A 15062-nucleotide genomic window follows, 5' to 3' on the forward strand; every position below is an offset into this window, starting at 1 on the left:
ATGCTGTGGACAGACTGCTTAACTCGCTTGCGACAAGAGCTCTCTGATAACGTCTTTGCGATGTGGATTCGCCCATTAGTTGCTGAAGAAGTAGAGGGTATACTGCGTCTTTATGCACCTAACCCTTATTGGACGCGTTACATTCAAGAGAATCATTTAGAATTAATTTCTATATTGGCCGAACAGTTATCAGAAGGGCGTGTGCGTCAGGTTGAGATTTTAGTTGATTCTCGTCCTGGTAGTATTTTGTCATCGAGTGAACAGCCAGCAACTACAACGGCTGCTTTACAAACTGCACCTCAACAAAGCATTAAAGTAAAAAAAGAACCGGATGCTATTTCCAATTCACCTACTAATAGTGTAGTAAACTCAAAAACACTGAAAAAGAAGCTATTAAATCCTCAATTTACTTTTTCTTTATTTGTTGAAGGCCGCTCGAACCAGATGGCTGCTGAAACATGTAGAAAAGTGTTAACACAATTAGGTGCTTCACAGCACAACCCTTTATTCTTATATGGTCCGACAGGATTGGGTAAGACTCACTTGATGCAGGCAGTTGGTAATGCTTTATTGCAAGCCAAGCCTAATGCACGGGTGATGTATATGACCTCTGAGAGCTTCGTTCAGGATTTTGTAAGTTCTTTGCAAAAAGGCAAAGTTGAAGAGTTTAAGAAAAATTGCCGTTCTTTAGATTTGCTATTGGTCGATGATATTCATCTTTTAGCAGGAAAAGAAGCAAGTTTGGTTGAATTCTTCTATACATTCAATGCTTTACTTGATGAATCTAAACAGATTATTTTAACTTCAGATCGCTATCCAAAAGAATTGACCGAGTTAGATCCGCGTTTGGTTTCTCGCTTTTCTTGGGGACTTTCTGTAGGCGTTGAACCACCAGATATTGAAACTCGTATCGAAATTTTATTGAAAAAAGCTGAAAATAGCGGCGTTGATTTACCTCGAAACTGTGCATTATTTATTGCACAACAAGTAGTTGCCAATGTCCGTGAACTTGAAGGGGCACTCAATAAAGTCGTCGCAATTTCTCGTTTTAAAGGTGCGCCAATCGATCTTGATGTTGTCCGAGAGTCTTTAAAAGATGTATTGGCAATCCGTGCACGTACAATTAGTGTAGAAAATATCCAACGTGTGGTGAGTGAATATTTCCGAATTCCTTTAAAAGAATTGGTAGGACCCAAACGGACACGAATCTATGCTCGACCGCGTCAGTTAGCAATGGGTCTTGCTCGTGAATTGACAGGTGATAGTTTTCCTGAAATTGGAATGGCTTTTGGTGGGCGTGACCATAGTACGGTGATGCATGCTTGTGAAAAAGTTGTGAGTCTTCGAGAGGAAGATCCAATTTTTGACGAAGATTATAAAAATCTACTACGTCTACTTCAGAGTTAATGAAATAATAAGACCTTGTTGCAAAGTCTACGTAAGTGCAGCATAGTACACAGCTAAAAAATGAAATATTTGCTCCAAGTTGCTAGAGGAATGAATCGTGCGTTTGAAAATCGCTAAAGAAAGCTTACTCAATGTTTTATCGCATGTTGTCGGTGCGGTAGAACGTCGTCATACATTGAATATTCTTTCAAACGTCAAAATTCAGACTAATGCTCAGGCACTCACCATTACTGGTTCTGATTTAGAAGTCGAGCTGGTTGCCAGTACTGTTTTAACAGAAGGGGCATGCATTGAAGCAGGTGAAACAACTGTTCCTGCTCGTAAGTTGATGGAAATTTGTAAATCATTGCCTACAGCTGCATTGATTGATTTACAAATTACTGAAGATCAAAGATGTATCTTAAAGTCTGGTAATAGCCGTTTTGTATTAGGTACTTTACCAGCAGAAGATTACCCGTTATTAACCACTGAAAATAGTCAAGGTACACAAGTACAAGTTACTCAACGTGAGCTAAAGCGTTTATTTGAAAAAACTGCTTTTGCCATGGCCGTACAAGATGTACGTTTCTATTTAACTGGTACTTTATTAGAAATTGATGAAAATCAATTGCGTGCGGTAACAACAGATGGTCACCGTTTAGCACTTTGTGAAATCACTGCTTCTTCTACATCATCTCAATTGGTTCAAGCAATTGTGCCTCGTAAAGCTGTGGGTGAATTGCAGCGTTTACTTAGCATTGAAGATGAACAATTAACATTGCTCATCGGCCGTGAATTGTTAAATGTTACAATTAATACGCCGAGCCGTGACAAAGAGCAGGGCGATATCATTGTTCGTTTTACGACGAAATTGATTGATGGGAAATTCCCTGATTATCGTCGTGTAATTCCACGTGGTGGCGATAAACATGTGTTAATTAGCCATGATGTGTTCAAACAATCATTACAACGTGTCGCAATTTTGAGTAATGAGAAGTTACGTGGCGTTTTCTTGAATTTTAATCAAGATTCTTTACAGTTACGTGCAAATAACCCTGAACAAGACGAAGCGATTGAAGATTTAGCAATTCAGTATCAAAACATACCTCTTGAAATGTCATTTAATGCGCAATATTTGCTAGATGTTTTAGGTGTGCTTGATGGTGATGATGTAAATATGAGCATGACTGAGGCAAACCAGTCTGTATTGGTTCAAGATCCGGCACATCCTGATCAAACTTATGTCGTTATGCCGATGCGTGTATAATCTGGCTATTTCATATGCATCTTACGCGTTTAAATATTGAACGTGTGCGTAATTTAAAAACGGTTGCACTCCAAGGGTTGCAACCGTTTAATGTATTTTATGGCGCTAACGGTTCAGGAAAGACTTCAATTCTGGAAGCAATTCATTTGCTTGCAACAGGGCGGTCGTTCCGCACCCATATACCTAAAAATTATATTCAATACTCTGCTGAAGATGCGATTGTTTTCGCGCAATCTGCAACTGAAAAAATTGGCATGCAAAAGTTGGCCTCTGGTGAGCAGTTGATGAAGGTCAATGGCGATACAGTGGCTACACAAGGACAACTCGCTAAACTGCTTCCTTTGCAGCATATTGATCCACAAAGTACAGATATTATTGACCATGGGGCGAAACCTCGGCGCCAGCTTTTAGATTGGCTGATGTTCCACGTGGAACCTGAGTTTTATTTTGCTTGGCAATATTATTCTCGTGCATTAAAGCAGCGTAATACTTTACTTAAAACCAGACGAAATATTTCTCTAACGGATTTAGAGCCGTGGAATAAAATGTTGAGTGATTATGGTGAAATTTTACACTCTCAGCGTTTAAGTATTGTGGAACAATGGAATGTCTTTTTTCAAAATGATTTAAGTCAATTGCTACCTGATCTAGAGATTGAACTGGAATATAGTCCCGGTTTTCATACAGAGCAGGGACTCATGCAAGACTTGCTGAATCAACACCAAAAAGACATCGAACGACGCTATACCGAATATGGCCCACATCGTGCAGATTTGCGCTTAAAAACCCCGTTTGGACATGCTGATGTAGTTTTATCAAGAGGTCAGAAAAAACTCTTGATTATTGCCTTAAAACTGTCACAAATTGCAATGTTACATGCGAGTAATAAGGAAACTGTGGTATTATTAGATGATCTGACAGCAGAATTAGACTTAACCGCACAACAACGTTTAATTGAACGATTAAGCCAACTTGGTAGCCAGGTTTTTATGACAACTTTAGATCATGCATCGGTAAAAAAACACTTACATGATCTGTCTATTTCATATCAATTATTCAATGTTGAATCCGGTCAAGTTAGTCTTGCTTCACCATAATTTTTTGATGTTACCCATCTTTGAATAAACCTATATTTGCTAGGGAGAAACCATGAGTTCAGAGTCTCAATCAGCCTCTCAAACAGAACAAACCAATGAAAAGGCTTATGATTCCTCTAGTATTAAAGTATTACGTGGATTAGATGCAGTTCGTAAACGTCCGGGTATGTATATTGGGGATACAGACGACGGTACCGGTTTACACCATATGGTATTCGAGGTTGTCGATAACGCAATCGATGAAGCTTTAGCTGGGCATTGTGACGAAATTATTGTCACGATTCACGAAGATGAATCGGTAAGTGTTTCTGATAATGGCCGTGGTATTCCAACAGATATCCACCCTGAAGAAGGGGTGTCTGCAGCGGAAGTAATTCTTACGATCCTGCACGCAGGCGGTAAGTTTGACGACAACAGCTATAAAGTTTCAGGTGGCTTGCACGGCGTAGGCGTTTCAGTTGTAAATGCGCTTTCAAGTAAATTGCATTTAATTATTAATCGCGCTGGCCAAGTGCACGAACAAGAGTATCACCACGGTGATCCGCAATATCCATTACGTGTGATTGGTGAAACGGATAGCAGTGGTACAACTGTACGTTTTTGGCCAAGTGAACTAACTTTTAGTCAAACTATTTTTAACGTTGAAATTTTAGCGCGTCGTTTACGTGAGCTTTCATTCTTAAACGCAGGCGTGCGTATTGTTTTACGTGATGAACGTATTAACCTTGAGCATGTATATGACTACGAAGGTGGTTTATCTGAGTTTGTAAAATACATTAACGAAGGTAAAACTCATCTAAACGAGATTTTCCATTTCACTGCTGATACAGAAAACGGTATTGGTGTAGAAGTTGCATTGCAGTGGAATGAAAGTTATCAAGAAAACGTGCGTTGTTTTACCAATAATATTCCTCAAAAGGATGGCGGTACTCATTTAGCAGGTTTCCGTGCGGCTTTAACGCGTGGTCTTAACCAATATCTTGAAAATGAAAATATTCTCAAGAAAGAAAAAGTCAATGTGACAGGTGATGATGCACGTGAAGGTTTAACGGCGATTATTTCGGTAAAAGTACCTGATCCGAAATTCTCTTCTCAAACGAAAGAAAAACTGGTATCGAGTGAAGTAAAACCAGCGGTTGAGCAAGCAATGAACAAAGAGTTCTCTGCTTACTTACTTGAAAACCCGCAAGCTGCAAAATCAATTGCCGGTAAAATTATTGATGCTGCGCGTGCACGTGATGCTGCACGTAAGGCACGTGAAATGACACGTCGTAAGAGTGCTCTCGATATTGCAGGTTTACCGGGTAAATTGGCAGATTGTCAGGAAAAAGACCCAGCACTTTCTGAATTATATCTAGTCGAGGGTGACTCTGCTGGTGGTAGTGCTAAGCAAGGCCGTAATCGTAAAATGCAGGCTATTTTACCGTTGAAAGGTAAAATCCTGAACGTTGAACGTGCACGCTTTGACAAAATGATTTCTAGTCAGGAAGTCGGTACTTTAATCACTGCACTTGGCTGTGGTATTGGTCGTGAAGAATATAACCCTGATAAGCTTCGCTATCATAAAATCATTATCATGACCGATGCTGACGTCGATGGTTCTCACATCCGTACCTTGTTATTAACGTTCTTCTTCCGTCAAATGCCGGAATTGGTTGAGCGTGGTCATATTTATATTGCTCAGCCACCTTTGTATAAATTGAAGAAAGGTAAACAAGAACAATACATCAAAGATAATGATGCGTTAGAAACTTATCTCATCTCAAATGCAATTGATGAGCTATCTTTACATACCAATGCTGAAGCACCTGCAATTACTGGTGAAGCACTTGCGAAAGTGATTCAGGACTATCAAGTTTCACAAAAGAGCTTGCAGCGCTTAACTTTACGTTATCCAGCTAGCTTACTGGATGCTTTACTTGAAGTAGAAGCATTCAAGAGCGATCAAAACCATGATGAAGCTTATGTACAACAATGGGCAGATCAGGTACGCGATATCATTACCAGATTACAGCCAAGTTTACGTCCAGAAATCTCTTTAGAGGCATTTGAGCGTGAAAATGCTCAAGGTGAAAAATCTGCACATTACTGGCCACGTATTACGGTGTATGTACATAATCTGCCACATGCGTACTTGCTTGATGCAGCTTTATTGAATTCGGCTGAATATGCACGTTTGTTGAAAAACTCGAAGAGTTGGTTCACTTTACTTGAAGATGGTGCTTTTTTACAAAAAGGCGACCGCCGTATTCAAGTGGCTAACTTCCATCAAGTTTGGCAACATATTTTGCAAGATTCTCGCCGCGGTATGATGATCCAACGCTATAAAGGTCTTGGAGAGATGAATGCTGAACAGCTGTGGGAAACAACAATGGACCCTGAAAACCGTAATATGTTGCAGGTGACAATTGATGATGCGATTGAAGCAGATCGTATGTTCTCTTGCTTAATGGGTGATGATGTTGAACCACGTCGCGCATTCATTGAAGAGAATGCTTTAAATGCGGATATTGATGCTTAATTCATAACATGATTCTAAATCAGTCTAGGGAGAGAATGATGAGTCAGAAATTATTAGCTAGTCTTTTAATTTCATGTGCGGTTTTAGCAAGTTCTGCTGTTTCGGCGGCAGACCTAGAAACGAATATGAAAACTTTAGCTAAGAGTACTAAAGCATTTGCTGAAGCGAAAGATACTGATAACGCGAAACAACAGCTTGTGGTAATGCGTGAAGCAGCAGTTTCTTCTAAGCAATATTTACCGCATAAAATCGAAGGTTTGCCATCAGAAAATGTACAGGTAAAAGAGTATCAAGCCGGTTTAGATCAGCTTGTTGCCGAGATTGATAAAGTAACTGCTTTGGTTGAGCAAGGACAATTAGATCAAGCCAAAACTGAAGCAATCAATTTAGTCACAATACGAAATGAAAATCATAAAAAATTTAGATAATTGTTTATGATGATTAAAGAAAAAGGCTTTGTTTAATTTAAGACAAAGCCTTTTTTTTGGTAAGAACTGAACTTTTAACCTGCCATTTCAATGGTAGTTTTCATTTATATCAAGAGAATATAATTTTGAAAAAAACTCACATACTCTTATGCATTGGGATCATTTTTTTTAATTGTTTATTTCAACTGCATGCTGCGATAGCCCCCACCTTTTATGGAAAATTAGTATTTCATCGTTATAGTGATTATGAGGCATGGGACAGTAAGCTTTATCTTTATAACTTCACAACACAGCAGACCACATTACTCGGCACAAATTGGAAAATTGACCATATGATGAATGGCCATTTCTCTCCAGATGGAAAATGGTTAACGTTTATGGGAGTGAATTCTGGACAGCATTATGGCGATGCATGGGATGTATATGTATGGAAGGTCGGAAGCACTGAGTTACCTATTAACTTAACTCAAGGCAATAATAAGCGCGATGAAGACCCTAAATTTATAGATAACCAGCGTATTATTTTTAAACAAAATGGCGATCTAAAAATCATTAAAATGACGGATCGGACGATGACTTCTGTGACTCAAAATGGTTGGGATATAGAAGAATCGATGCCTTATCCGATGGTGAATACCACTCAAATTTTGTATGCAAAAGGTGCTGGAAATAATTCTAGAATTTTTAGTATTGATCAGTCGGGTGCTTATGATACACAGCTGACCAATATCGCTTCATATTATCCAGTATGGTGGCAAGGAAGTCGGTTCTTATATGTGCGCTGGTATAACCCAACAAATCCTCATGACCAGATCTATATTTATGATATGGCTAATAAACAAACTACACGTTTGCCATTTAACAATATTAATTATGATACTTCCGATCCAGCTCCTTTAGATCAGCGTTACATGGTGGTGTCTCTTGCAGGACAAACAGGGAGTCGAGGCGGATACGATTTATATATTGCAGACAGCTTATCAAGCAATATTTGGCCTTTACCGATCAATACCAATTTAAATGAATTAGGGGCTTTTTATACGCCTTACTAATCAATAAAAAAGCCGATTAAGAAATCGGCTTTTTTATTTTAGAAAATGGATTAATCAAAAGAAGCTTCCATTTCTTCTAATTCCATCATGAGTTCCAAAAGCTGCTCTTCGTGTTGCTCAAGTTTAGCTTTCAGCTCTGTCTGCTCATTCATAAGTTTGAGTAGATCATCCTTACGTGCAGCATCATATAAAGATGTGTCTGCTAAGGATTCTTCAATTTTGGCGAGCTGCGGTTGTAGCTTTTCAATTTGTGATTCAACCTTTTCAATATTTTTACGAATAGGTCGAGTCTGTTCACGACGGCGAGCTGCTTCTTTACGCTGTGCTTCTTTATCAACTTTAGCAGGCGCTGGAGCGGCAGAGGACGAATTATTCTGTGCGACGGCAGTCTGAGCATTGATTTGCTGCTGACGTGCTTCACGTAGCCATTTAGCATAGTCCTGTAAATCACCCTCGAACTCAGTACATTTACCGCCGTGTACTAAAAGAAGCTCATCACATACACTTGCAATAAGTTGACGTTCGTGGGAAACCAGAACAACGGCACCTTCAAAATCTTGTAATGCCATGCTCAGTGCATGACGCATATCAAGATCTAAATGGTTCGTCGGTTCATCGAGAATTAAAACATTTGGACGCTGCCATACAATGAGTGCTAGGGCTAAACGAGCGCGTTCTCCACCAGAAAAGCTTTCACATGGTGTATCCATGCGTTCACCACTAAAGCCAAAACTACCTAAGAATGAACGTAGAGTGGCTTCACTGATTTGCTTATCTGCTATACGGGCAAGCTGTAACATTGGGCTAGCATGACCATCTAAAGCATCCATCTGGTGCTGCGCAAAGTAACCGATATTAAGCAGCTCGGAAGCTTTACGTTCACCTGCCAAGAGTGGTAAATCACCAACCAAACTCTTAATTAGTGTTGACTTACCTGCCCCGTTCATACCCAGTAAACCAATACGTGAGTTTGGTGTAATTTGTAATCTGATTTTTTCGGCTATCTGTTTATCACCATAACCAATGCTGGCATTGTCTAAAGTCAGCAATGGTGAACTCATTTTAGTCGGTTCACGGAAACTAAAAGTAAACGGCGTATCTACATGGGCTGGTGCAAGTTGCTGCATGCGCTCAAGTTGTTTAATACGACTTTGTGCCTGACGAGCTTTAGTCGCTTTTGCTTTAAAACGGTCAATAAACTTTTGTAAGTGAGCGCGTGTTTCTTGCTGCTTCTCAAAAGCTTGTTGTTGCTGAGCAAGACGTTCACTACGTGTGGTTTCAAATGTAGAGTAGTTTCCGGTGTAAAGTGTGAGTTCTTGATTTTCAATGTGAAGAATATGATCTGTAATCGCATCTAAAAAGTCGCGGTCATGCGAAATTAGAATGAGTGTACCTTCATAGGCTTTAAGCCAATCTTCTAACCACAGAATTGCATCCAAATCTAAGTGGTTGGTTGGTTCATCCAGTAAGAGTAGATCAGAACGACTCATCAATGTACGCGCCAAATTTAAACGCATACGCCATCCACCTGAGAAGCTCTCAACGTTCAAACGTAATTGATTTTCTAGAAAGCCAAGACCTGCCATGAGCTGCGCAGCTTTAGAGGGCGCTGAATAACCATGAATTTCATCAAAGCGGCCATGCAATTTAGCCAGTTCAAAATCAGTCAGTTGATCTGGTTGAGCAAGCTTATTTTGAATATCCCAAAACTCTTCATCACCTGAAAGAACAAAATCAATTGCAGGCATATCTAGGGCTTTTACTTCTTGCGCCATATGCGCCACGGTCCAACCTGAAGGACGAGTGAGTGAACCTTCATCTGCACCTAAACTTCCAAGTAATGCAGCAAATAAGGTCGATTTACCTGCGCCATTTACACCAGTTAGACCAATCTTCCAACCTGGGTGTAATTGCATAGACGCTTTTTGAAATAGAACACGTCCACCGCGGCGTAAAGAAACTTGGTCAAATTGAATCATCTTATTGTATCGAGGTGAGTTAGGGATGCTGTATTTTAAAGAGAACTGCCGATGAAAACAAAACTTTCCGGATTTTAGTGAGCAGGTATTAATAATTAGATATATCCAGACATTCTAAATTTCGCTATTCATCCGAAATTTTCAAAATATTGAACAAGATAGAATACTTTTAAAAAAATATGGCTAAAATAAAAACAGTTTGAAATTTGGTTGATTAATGAGCTACTAATAAAACTAGACTAAGGAAAGTCAAATGAAAAAAAGATTGGGGATAATTGGTGCAGTATTTTGCTGTGCTGTGGGGACAGTACATGCTGGGCAAAGTGTCTGTGTGTTTGATTTATTAGGAAAGTCAGGTGAGTCCTATAAAATGATGGAAGAGTGGGCGCTTGCAGCGAAAGAATGGCAAGTAGATATCACTTTAATTCCATTTCAAGATGAAGGCTTAGTTGACCGTAGACTGCGTGAAGGAAAATGTGACGCTGCTTATATGACCTCCATGCGGGCGCGAAATTATAATAAATTTGCAGGTTCAATTGATGCGATTGGAGGGGTAACCAGTAATGCAATCGCCCAAAAAGCTATTAGTTATGTTTTAGATAAGCGTAATAAACATCGCATGGTGACTACACAAACTGGAACCAATTACGAGGTCGTTGGTATTGTTCAGATTGGATTGGCTTATTTATTTGTAAGAGATAAAAACCTCAACTCAATTGAAAAAGTACGTGGGACTAAGTTTGCTATTTTGCAATATGACGCAGCACAAAAAATTATGGTAGAAAGCGTTGGCGCTCAGCCCATTCCTTCAGAAATTACCGATTTTGTGAAAAAGTTTAATAGTGGCCAAGTCGATGCAATTGCGGCACCAGCCTATGCTTATAAACCTTTAGAGATTGGTAAAGGGGTGGGAGTAAAAGGGGCAATGTTTACTTTCCCCGTAGTTAACGTCACAGGTGATTTAATTGCCCGAAGTGATAAGTTCCCCACAGATTTTGGTATAAAGTCACGTGCTTGGTTTATACAAAAATTACCCCAGAATTTTGCCATGATAAAGCGGCTAGAAATGGGTGTACCCTCAAAAATTAAAATTAATTTTTCAGCAGAAGACAAAACTAAATATCAAAAAATTTTACGTGAAGGTCGCCTCAGCTTAACAAAACAAGGTGTATACGATGCAACAATGATGAGTGTGCTGAAGCGCGCCCGCTGTACAGTTGAACGGACAAATTTTGAATGTACGCTTAATGGAGAGTAGTTTATTTTTTAAACACAAAAACGCTACATATATTTCAAAGCTGAATATGGGTATGAAAATTGTGAATATAAAAAGTAACTTATGGAAACTTATTCATTTTTATCCTTAATAAATAATTTAAATTGAACAAACAATGGTTCAATGAGATAAAAATATTTGAGTAAAAGCTCTATTTTTTTCTAAAAAACATGATTAATATCTGTGTTTGAAAGGAAACTTCAAACAAAAAATCTGTTCCGTGGAAGGATGAAGAAAATGAAAAAAATCGTACTTGCTATGGCTGCCGCTTCTGTTGTTGGTTTTTCTGCTTCAGCGCAAGCAGCGAGTACCGTATGTGTATTCGACCTCTTAGGAAAAGCAGGCGACTCATATAAAATGATGGAAGAATGGGCTCTTGCTGCAAAAGGCTGGGGTACTGAAATTAACTTAGTTCCTCGTCAGGACGAGGCTGTTGCTGATAATGATTTTAAAGCGGGTAAATGTGATGCTGTGGCAATGACAGCAATGCGTGCACGCCAATATAACAAATTCGCAGGATCTATCGACTCACTTGGTGGTGTTCCAAATAACCAAATCGCTCAACGTGCAATTACTTATGTATTAGATGCGCGTAATGCAGCAAAAATGACCACGAATATGGGTGGTAAAAAATACGAAGTTGCTGGTATTTCTCCGCTAGGTTCAGCATTCATTTTCGTACGCGACAAAAACATCAACTCTGTTGAAAAAGCTGCGGGTAAAAAATTCGCTGTACTTGGCTATGACGATGCACAAAAAATTATGGTACAACGTGTAGGTGCTCAAGCAGTTCTTTCTGATATCTCAAACTTTGCTGCTAAATTTAATAATGGTCAGGTAGATATGGTAGGTGCCCCTGCTTATGCTTACAAACCATTAGAGTTAAATAAAGGTTTAGGCGCAAACGGTGTAATGTGGAATTTCCCTGTATTACATGTTACAGCAGATCTAGTATTACGTTCTGATAAATTCCCAGCTGGTTTTGGTCAAAAATCTCGTGACTGGTTTGTTAAACAGTTACCGAAGAGCTTTGCAATGATCAACCGTTTAGAAGCGCAAATTCCTGGCAAATACAAAATGAACTTAAGTGCAGAAGACAAACTTAAGTATCAAAAAATGTTGCGTGATGGCCGTATGGACTTAACTAAACGCGGTGTTTACGATGCTGGAATGATGTCTGTACTCAAAAAAGCGCGTTGTTCTGTAGACAAAGCTAACTTTGAATGTTCAATGCCTGGTGAATAATCCTAATTTCTTTCAAAAAGCCTAGACTGAGTTCTAGGCTTTTTGTTTTATATACGCTGTCAGTTCTGCCATTGTGGTTAGTTAGAAAGACGTTAAGCTAAATTTAGATAAAAACTTCATAAGGAAACATGAAGGTATAAAAATGGATCAAGGACTTGAGTGATTAAAATAATTGCTAATAGGTAGGTTAATCGCTATCTATTTTTCATGGAAATAAAATCATAAAAGCAAAAACGGTCTATAAAAATATTCCAACATGATTTTTATGTGAAGCCTATCCGATTCATACCTGCTGGTGTGAAATTTCTTGGTATCGAAAAACAAAAACTCCACAAGGAAAGGAAAAAGAATATGCAATTTTCCAAAATACTATTACTTGCTATGGGACTTACTACAGTTTCTTTTGCAGCCGAGGCTAAACAAACAGTATGTGTTTTTGACTTCGTTGGAAAAAATGGCGACGTTTATGCACTAATGAAGGATTATCAACTTGCCGCAAAAAACTGGGGAGCTGATATTGAGCTTAAAGTAAACCAAAACGAAGCCGTGATTGCTGAAGATTTTAAAGCGGGTAAATGTGATGGTATTAGCGTGTCAGGGATGCGTGGTCGCCAATTTAACTCATTTACTGGGTCATTAGACGCGATCGGGGCCATTCCTGACCTCAAGCTTGCTGTAAAAGTGATGCAAGGTTTAGCGAGTCCGACTTTTAGTAAATATATGGTTAATGGTCGCTATGAGGTTGTCGGTGTTATTCCAGTTGGTGATGCTTATCTTTTAGTAAATGACCGTAGTATCAATACAGTAGCGAAAGCCGCCGGTAAGAAAATTGCTGTTCTTGATTATGATGAAGCACAAAAAATTATGGTTCAGCAGGTCGGGGCACAGGCGGTTAGTGCTGATGTAACAAATTTCGGTGCGAAATTTAATAACCATCAAGTTGATATTATTGGTGCACCAGCAGCAGCATTTAAACCGTTAGAGCTACAAAAAGGTTTAGGAACAAAGGGTGCGATTGTGAACTATCCGATCTTACAAGTCACAGGAAATATTATTATCCGCCCTGATAAGTTCCCAGCTGGTTTTGGACAGAAATCTAGAGAGTGGGTTTCAGGTCAGCTACCACGTGCTTTTACCATCTTGGGTAAAATGAAAGCGGATATTCCACAAAAATACTGGATGGATGTCCCGGCAGCCGATAAACCGGGCTACCAAAAGCTCATGCGTGAGTCTCGAATTAACCTTACACAACGCGGTGTGTACGATAAACGCATGATGAAACTATTATGGCAATTCCGTTGTAAGCAAGATGCTAAAAACTTCGAATGTGGCTTACAAGACGAGAATTACAAATAATCTTGATAAAAATACTCAAGATTCGCTTTAAACTTCGAAGACAGACCCTATATTGATTATGCTATACTCAATATAGGGTCTTTTTTATTTTGAAAGGCACAGCAAAATCCGAGGAACAATCATCATGAATGCCCAAGCTCTAGTTTTGACAGATAATGCTGCCAATAAGGTACGCCAACTCCGTGATAGTGAAGGGAATGACGATCTCATGTTACGTGTATATGTAACGGGAGGCGGGTGTTCAGGGTTTTCGTATGGCTTCAATTTTGCTGAAAGCGTAAATGAAGATGATGCAGAATTCGTAAATGGCGATGTAAAAATGCTGGTTGACTCACTTAGCTACCAATACCTCATTGGTTCAGTAGTTGACTATGTAGAAGGTCTTGAAGGTTCGCGTTTTATCGTACAAAACCCGAATGCAACAACAACATGTGGTTGTGGTTCTTCATTCTCGATTTAACAGAATTTTAGAATTTAAAAACCTCTCCGTAACGAGAGGTTTTTTATTGATCAAATTATTATTTTTCACGGACAGATTCTAAAAAATATTGCACGAGTTCAGGTGCATTCTGATATGGAATCCAATGCGACGCATCCATAAAAACTGCTTCATAACTATTTTTAAAATAATGTGAGTTTAGCTCGGCACTTTTTTCTGTAACGGCAATATCATGTTTACCCCAAACAAAGAGAGTAGGAACATCTATGGCTTTAAACGGATTCTGAGGCTTGTCCCAAAAAAAGCCACGATACCAATTCAACGCCGTGGTTAATCTATTTTCCTTTATAAACTCAGCCTCGAATATTTCAATTTGTTTTTCAGTCATGCCAGATGACTTTAGAAACTTACCACCCAATTTAGGTATCTTTTTAAATAAAAGTTCGGGCAAAATCGGAAGTTGAAAAATTGCAAAATAATAAGATTTAAAAAGTTGTCTACTGCTTAAACAAGCTTTTAAAAATGCAGCTTGGTGGGGCACAGAAACTAAAGTGAGATGTTGAATATATTGTGGATACTTCATAGCAACGCCTGAAGCAATTGCCGAGCCCCAGTCGTGCCCAATTAAATAAACTGGCTGGCCAAGTTGTTTAATTAAACTTGCTACGTCTTCTACAAGTTCACTCAAGGAATATTGAAATCGGCTTTGAGGTCTAGCATTTAAACTATAACCACGTTGATGAATCGCAAGTGTTCTAAATTGATGCTCATGCAATAATTCCGAAGTCTGCTCCCAACTATGGGCAGTTTCTGGAAAACCATGCAATAAAACCACGAGAGGGCCATCTATAGGACCTGAATCAATGACATCGAATGTCCAGGTCCCACGTGTGTATTGATGAATACGTTTGGTCAGATCCATAACAACATGCCTTACTTATTTTTGTTGGCATTTATCATGAATTTTTATGTCCAATTTAATAACAGCATTTCGGGTCAGTAAATGTGTTATGAGG

General features: G+C 39.0%; 12 protein-coding genes. 10 read left to right on the forward strand and 2 right to left on the reverse strand.

Annotation, left to right across the window (positions count from 1 at the left end):
• The first annotated feature begins 60 nt into the window (after positions 1-60).
• The 6 genes from dnaA to SOI76_RS00030 all read left to right on the forward strand — a co-directional run bounded on the left by dnaA (position 61) and on the right by SOI76_RS00030 (position 7751).
• The gene (dnaA, locus tag SOI76_RS00005; RefSeq protein WP_414017398.1) at positions 61-1407 is read left to right on the forward strand and encodes a chromosomal replication initiator protein DnaA; all 1347 of its coding nucleotides are present in this window, start codon (positions 61-63) and stop codon (positions 1405-1407) included.
• Positions 1408-1504: 97 nt separating this feature from the next.
• Positions 1505-2653, forward strand: coding sequence for a DNA polymerase III subunit beta (dnaN, locus tag SOI76_RS00010; RefSeq protein WP_104080776.1), 1149 nt, complete (start codon positions 1505-1507; stop codon positions 2651-2653).
• Positions 2654-2667: 14 nt separating this feature from the next.
• On the forward strand, positions 2668-3750 hold the full coding sequence (gene recF, locus SOI76_RS00015; protein WP_104080775.1) for a DNA replication/repair protein RecF: 1083 nt from the start codon (positions 2668-2670) through the stop codon (positions 3748-3750).
• A gap of 52 nt (positions 3751-3802) precedes the next feature.
• A complete protein-coding gene (gene gyrB / locus SOI76_RS00020; RefSeq protein ID WP_002115497.1) occupies positions 3803-6271 on the forward strand; it encodes a DNA topoisomerase (ATP-hydrolyzing) subunit B in 2469 nt (822 codons plus the stop codon).
• A 35-nt stretch (positions 6272-6306) separates the two neighbouring features.
• Positions 6307-6699 (forward strand): cytochrome b562, encoded by a 393-nt coding sequence (cybC, locus tag SOI76_RS00025; protein ID WP_104080774.1) that lies wholly within the window; start codon positions 6307-6309, stop codon positions 6697-6699.
• A 125-nt stretch (positions 6700-6824) separates the two neighbouring features.
• The gene (locus SOI76_RS00030) at positions 6825-7751 is read left to right on the forward strand and encodes a hypothetical protein (RefSeq protein WP_104080773.1); all 927 of its coding nucleotides are present in this window, start codon (positions 6825-6827) and stop codon (positions 7749-7751) included.
• Positions 7752-7801: 50 nt separating this feature from the next.
• Here the strand turns inward: SOI76_RS00030 and yheS are convergent, their stop codons facing one another.
• Positions 7802-9730 carry an ATP-binding cassette domain-containing protein gene (yheS, locus tag SOI76_RS00035; RefSeq protein WP_104080772.1) on the reverse strand — a complete coding sequence of 643 codons (1929 nt, stop codon included), beginning with the start codon at positions 9728-9730 and terminating at the stop codon, positions 7802-7804.
• A 253-nt stretch (positions 9731-9983) separates the two neighbouring features.
• Here yheS and SOI76_RS00040 point away from each other — a divergent pair, with 253 nt between their 5' ends.
• The 4 genes from SOI76_RS00040 to erpA all read left to right on the forward strand — a co-directional run bounded on the left by SOI76_RS00040 (position 9984) and on the right by erpA (position 14067).
• Complete coding sequence (locus tag SOI76_RS00040; protein ID WP_104080771.1) at positions 9984-10988, forward strand: putative solute-binding protein; 1005 nt, start codon at positions 9984-9986, stop codon at positions 10986-10988.
• 255 nt (positions 10989-11243) lie between these two features.
• Complete coding sequence (locus SOI76_RS00045) at positions 11244-12251, forward strand: putative solute-binding protein (protein ID WP_002115480.1); 1008 nt, start codon at positions 11244-11246, stop codon at positions 12249-12251.
• Between the two features lie 351 nt (positions 12252-12602).
• Positions 12603-13607: a putative solute-binding protein gene (locus tag SOI76_RS00050; RefSeq protein WP_104080770.1), complete on the forward strand. Its 1005-nt coding sequence runs from the start codon at positions 12603-12605 to the stop codon at positions 13605-13607.
• 124 nt (positions 13608-13731) lie between these two features.
• On the forward strand, positions 13732-14067 hold the full coding sequence (gene erpA, locus SOI76_RS00055; protein WP_002115421.1) for an iron-sulfur cluster insertion protein ErpA: 336 nt from the start codon (positions 13732-13734) through the stop codon (positions 14065-14067).
• Positions 14068-14125: 58 nt separating this feature from the next.
• Here erpA and SOI76_RS00060 read toward each other — a convergent pair whose 3' ends face one another.
• On the reverse strand, positions 14126-14968 hold the full coding sequence (locus SOI76_RS00060) for an alpha/beta fold hydrolase (RefSeq protein ID WP_104080769.1): 843 nt from the start codon (positions 14966-14968) through the stop codon (positions 14126-14128).
• Positions 14969-15062 lie beyond the last annotated feature (94 nt).

It is taken from the genome of Acinetobacter pittii (assembly GCF_034064985.1).
GTDB classification, from domain to species: domain Bacteria; phylum Pseudomonadota; class Gammaproteobacteria; order Pseudomonadales; family Moraxellaceae; genus Acinetobacter; species Acinetobacter pittii_H.

Excerpts from the sequence above, each read along its gene's own strand:
- SOI76_RS00060 (WP_104080769.1), bottom strand. The coding sequence starts at position 14,968 with ATGGATCTGACCAAACGTATTCATCAATACACACGTGGGACCTGGACA.
- SOI76_RS00050 (WP_104080770.1), top strand. The coding sequence starts at position 12,603 with ATGCAATTTTCCAAAATACTATTACTTGCTATGGGACTTACTACAGTT.
- recF (WP_104080775.1), top strand. The coding sequence starts at position 2,668 with ATGCATCTTACGCGTTTAAATATTGAACGTGTGCGTAATTTAAAAACG.
- SOI76_RS00040 (WP_104080771.1), top strand. The coding sequence starts at position 9,984 with ATGAAAAAAAGATTGGGGATAATTGGTGCAGTATTTTGCTGTGCTGTG.
- erpA (WP_002115421.1), top strand. The coding sequence starts at position 13,732 with ATGAATGCCCAAGCTCTAGTTTTGACAGATAATGCTGCCAATAAGGTA.
- SOI76_RS00045 (WP_002115480.1), top strand. The coding sequence starts at position 11,244 with ATGAAAAAAATCGTACTTGCTATGGCTGCCGCTTCTGTTGTTGGTTTT.
- yheS (WP_104080772.1), bottom strand. The coding sequence starts at position 9,730 with ATGATTCAATTTGACCAAGTTTCTTTACGCCGCGGTGGACGTGTTCTA.
- cybC (WP_104080774.1), top strand. The coding sequence starts at position 6,307 with ATGATGAGTCAGAAATTATTAGCTAGTCTTTTAATTTCATGTGCGGTT.
- gyrB (WP_002115497.1), top strand. The coding sequence starts at position 3,803 with ATGAGTTCAGAGTCTCAATCAGCCTCTCAAACAGAACAAACCAATGAA.
- dnaA (WP_414017398.1), top strand. The coding sequence starts at position 61 with ATGTGGATTCGCCCATTAGTTGCTGAAGAAGTAGAGGGTATACTGCGT.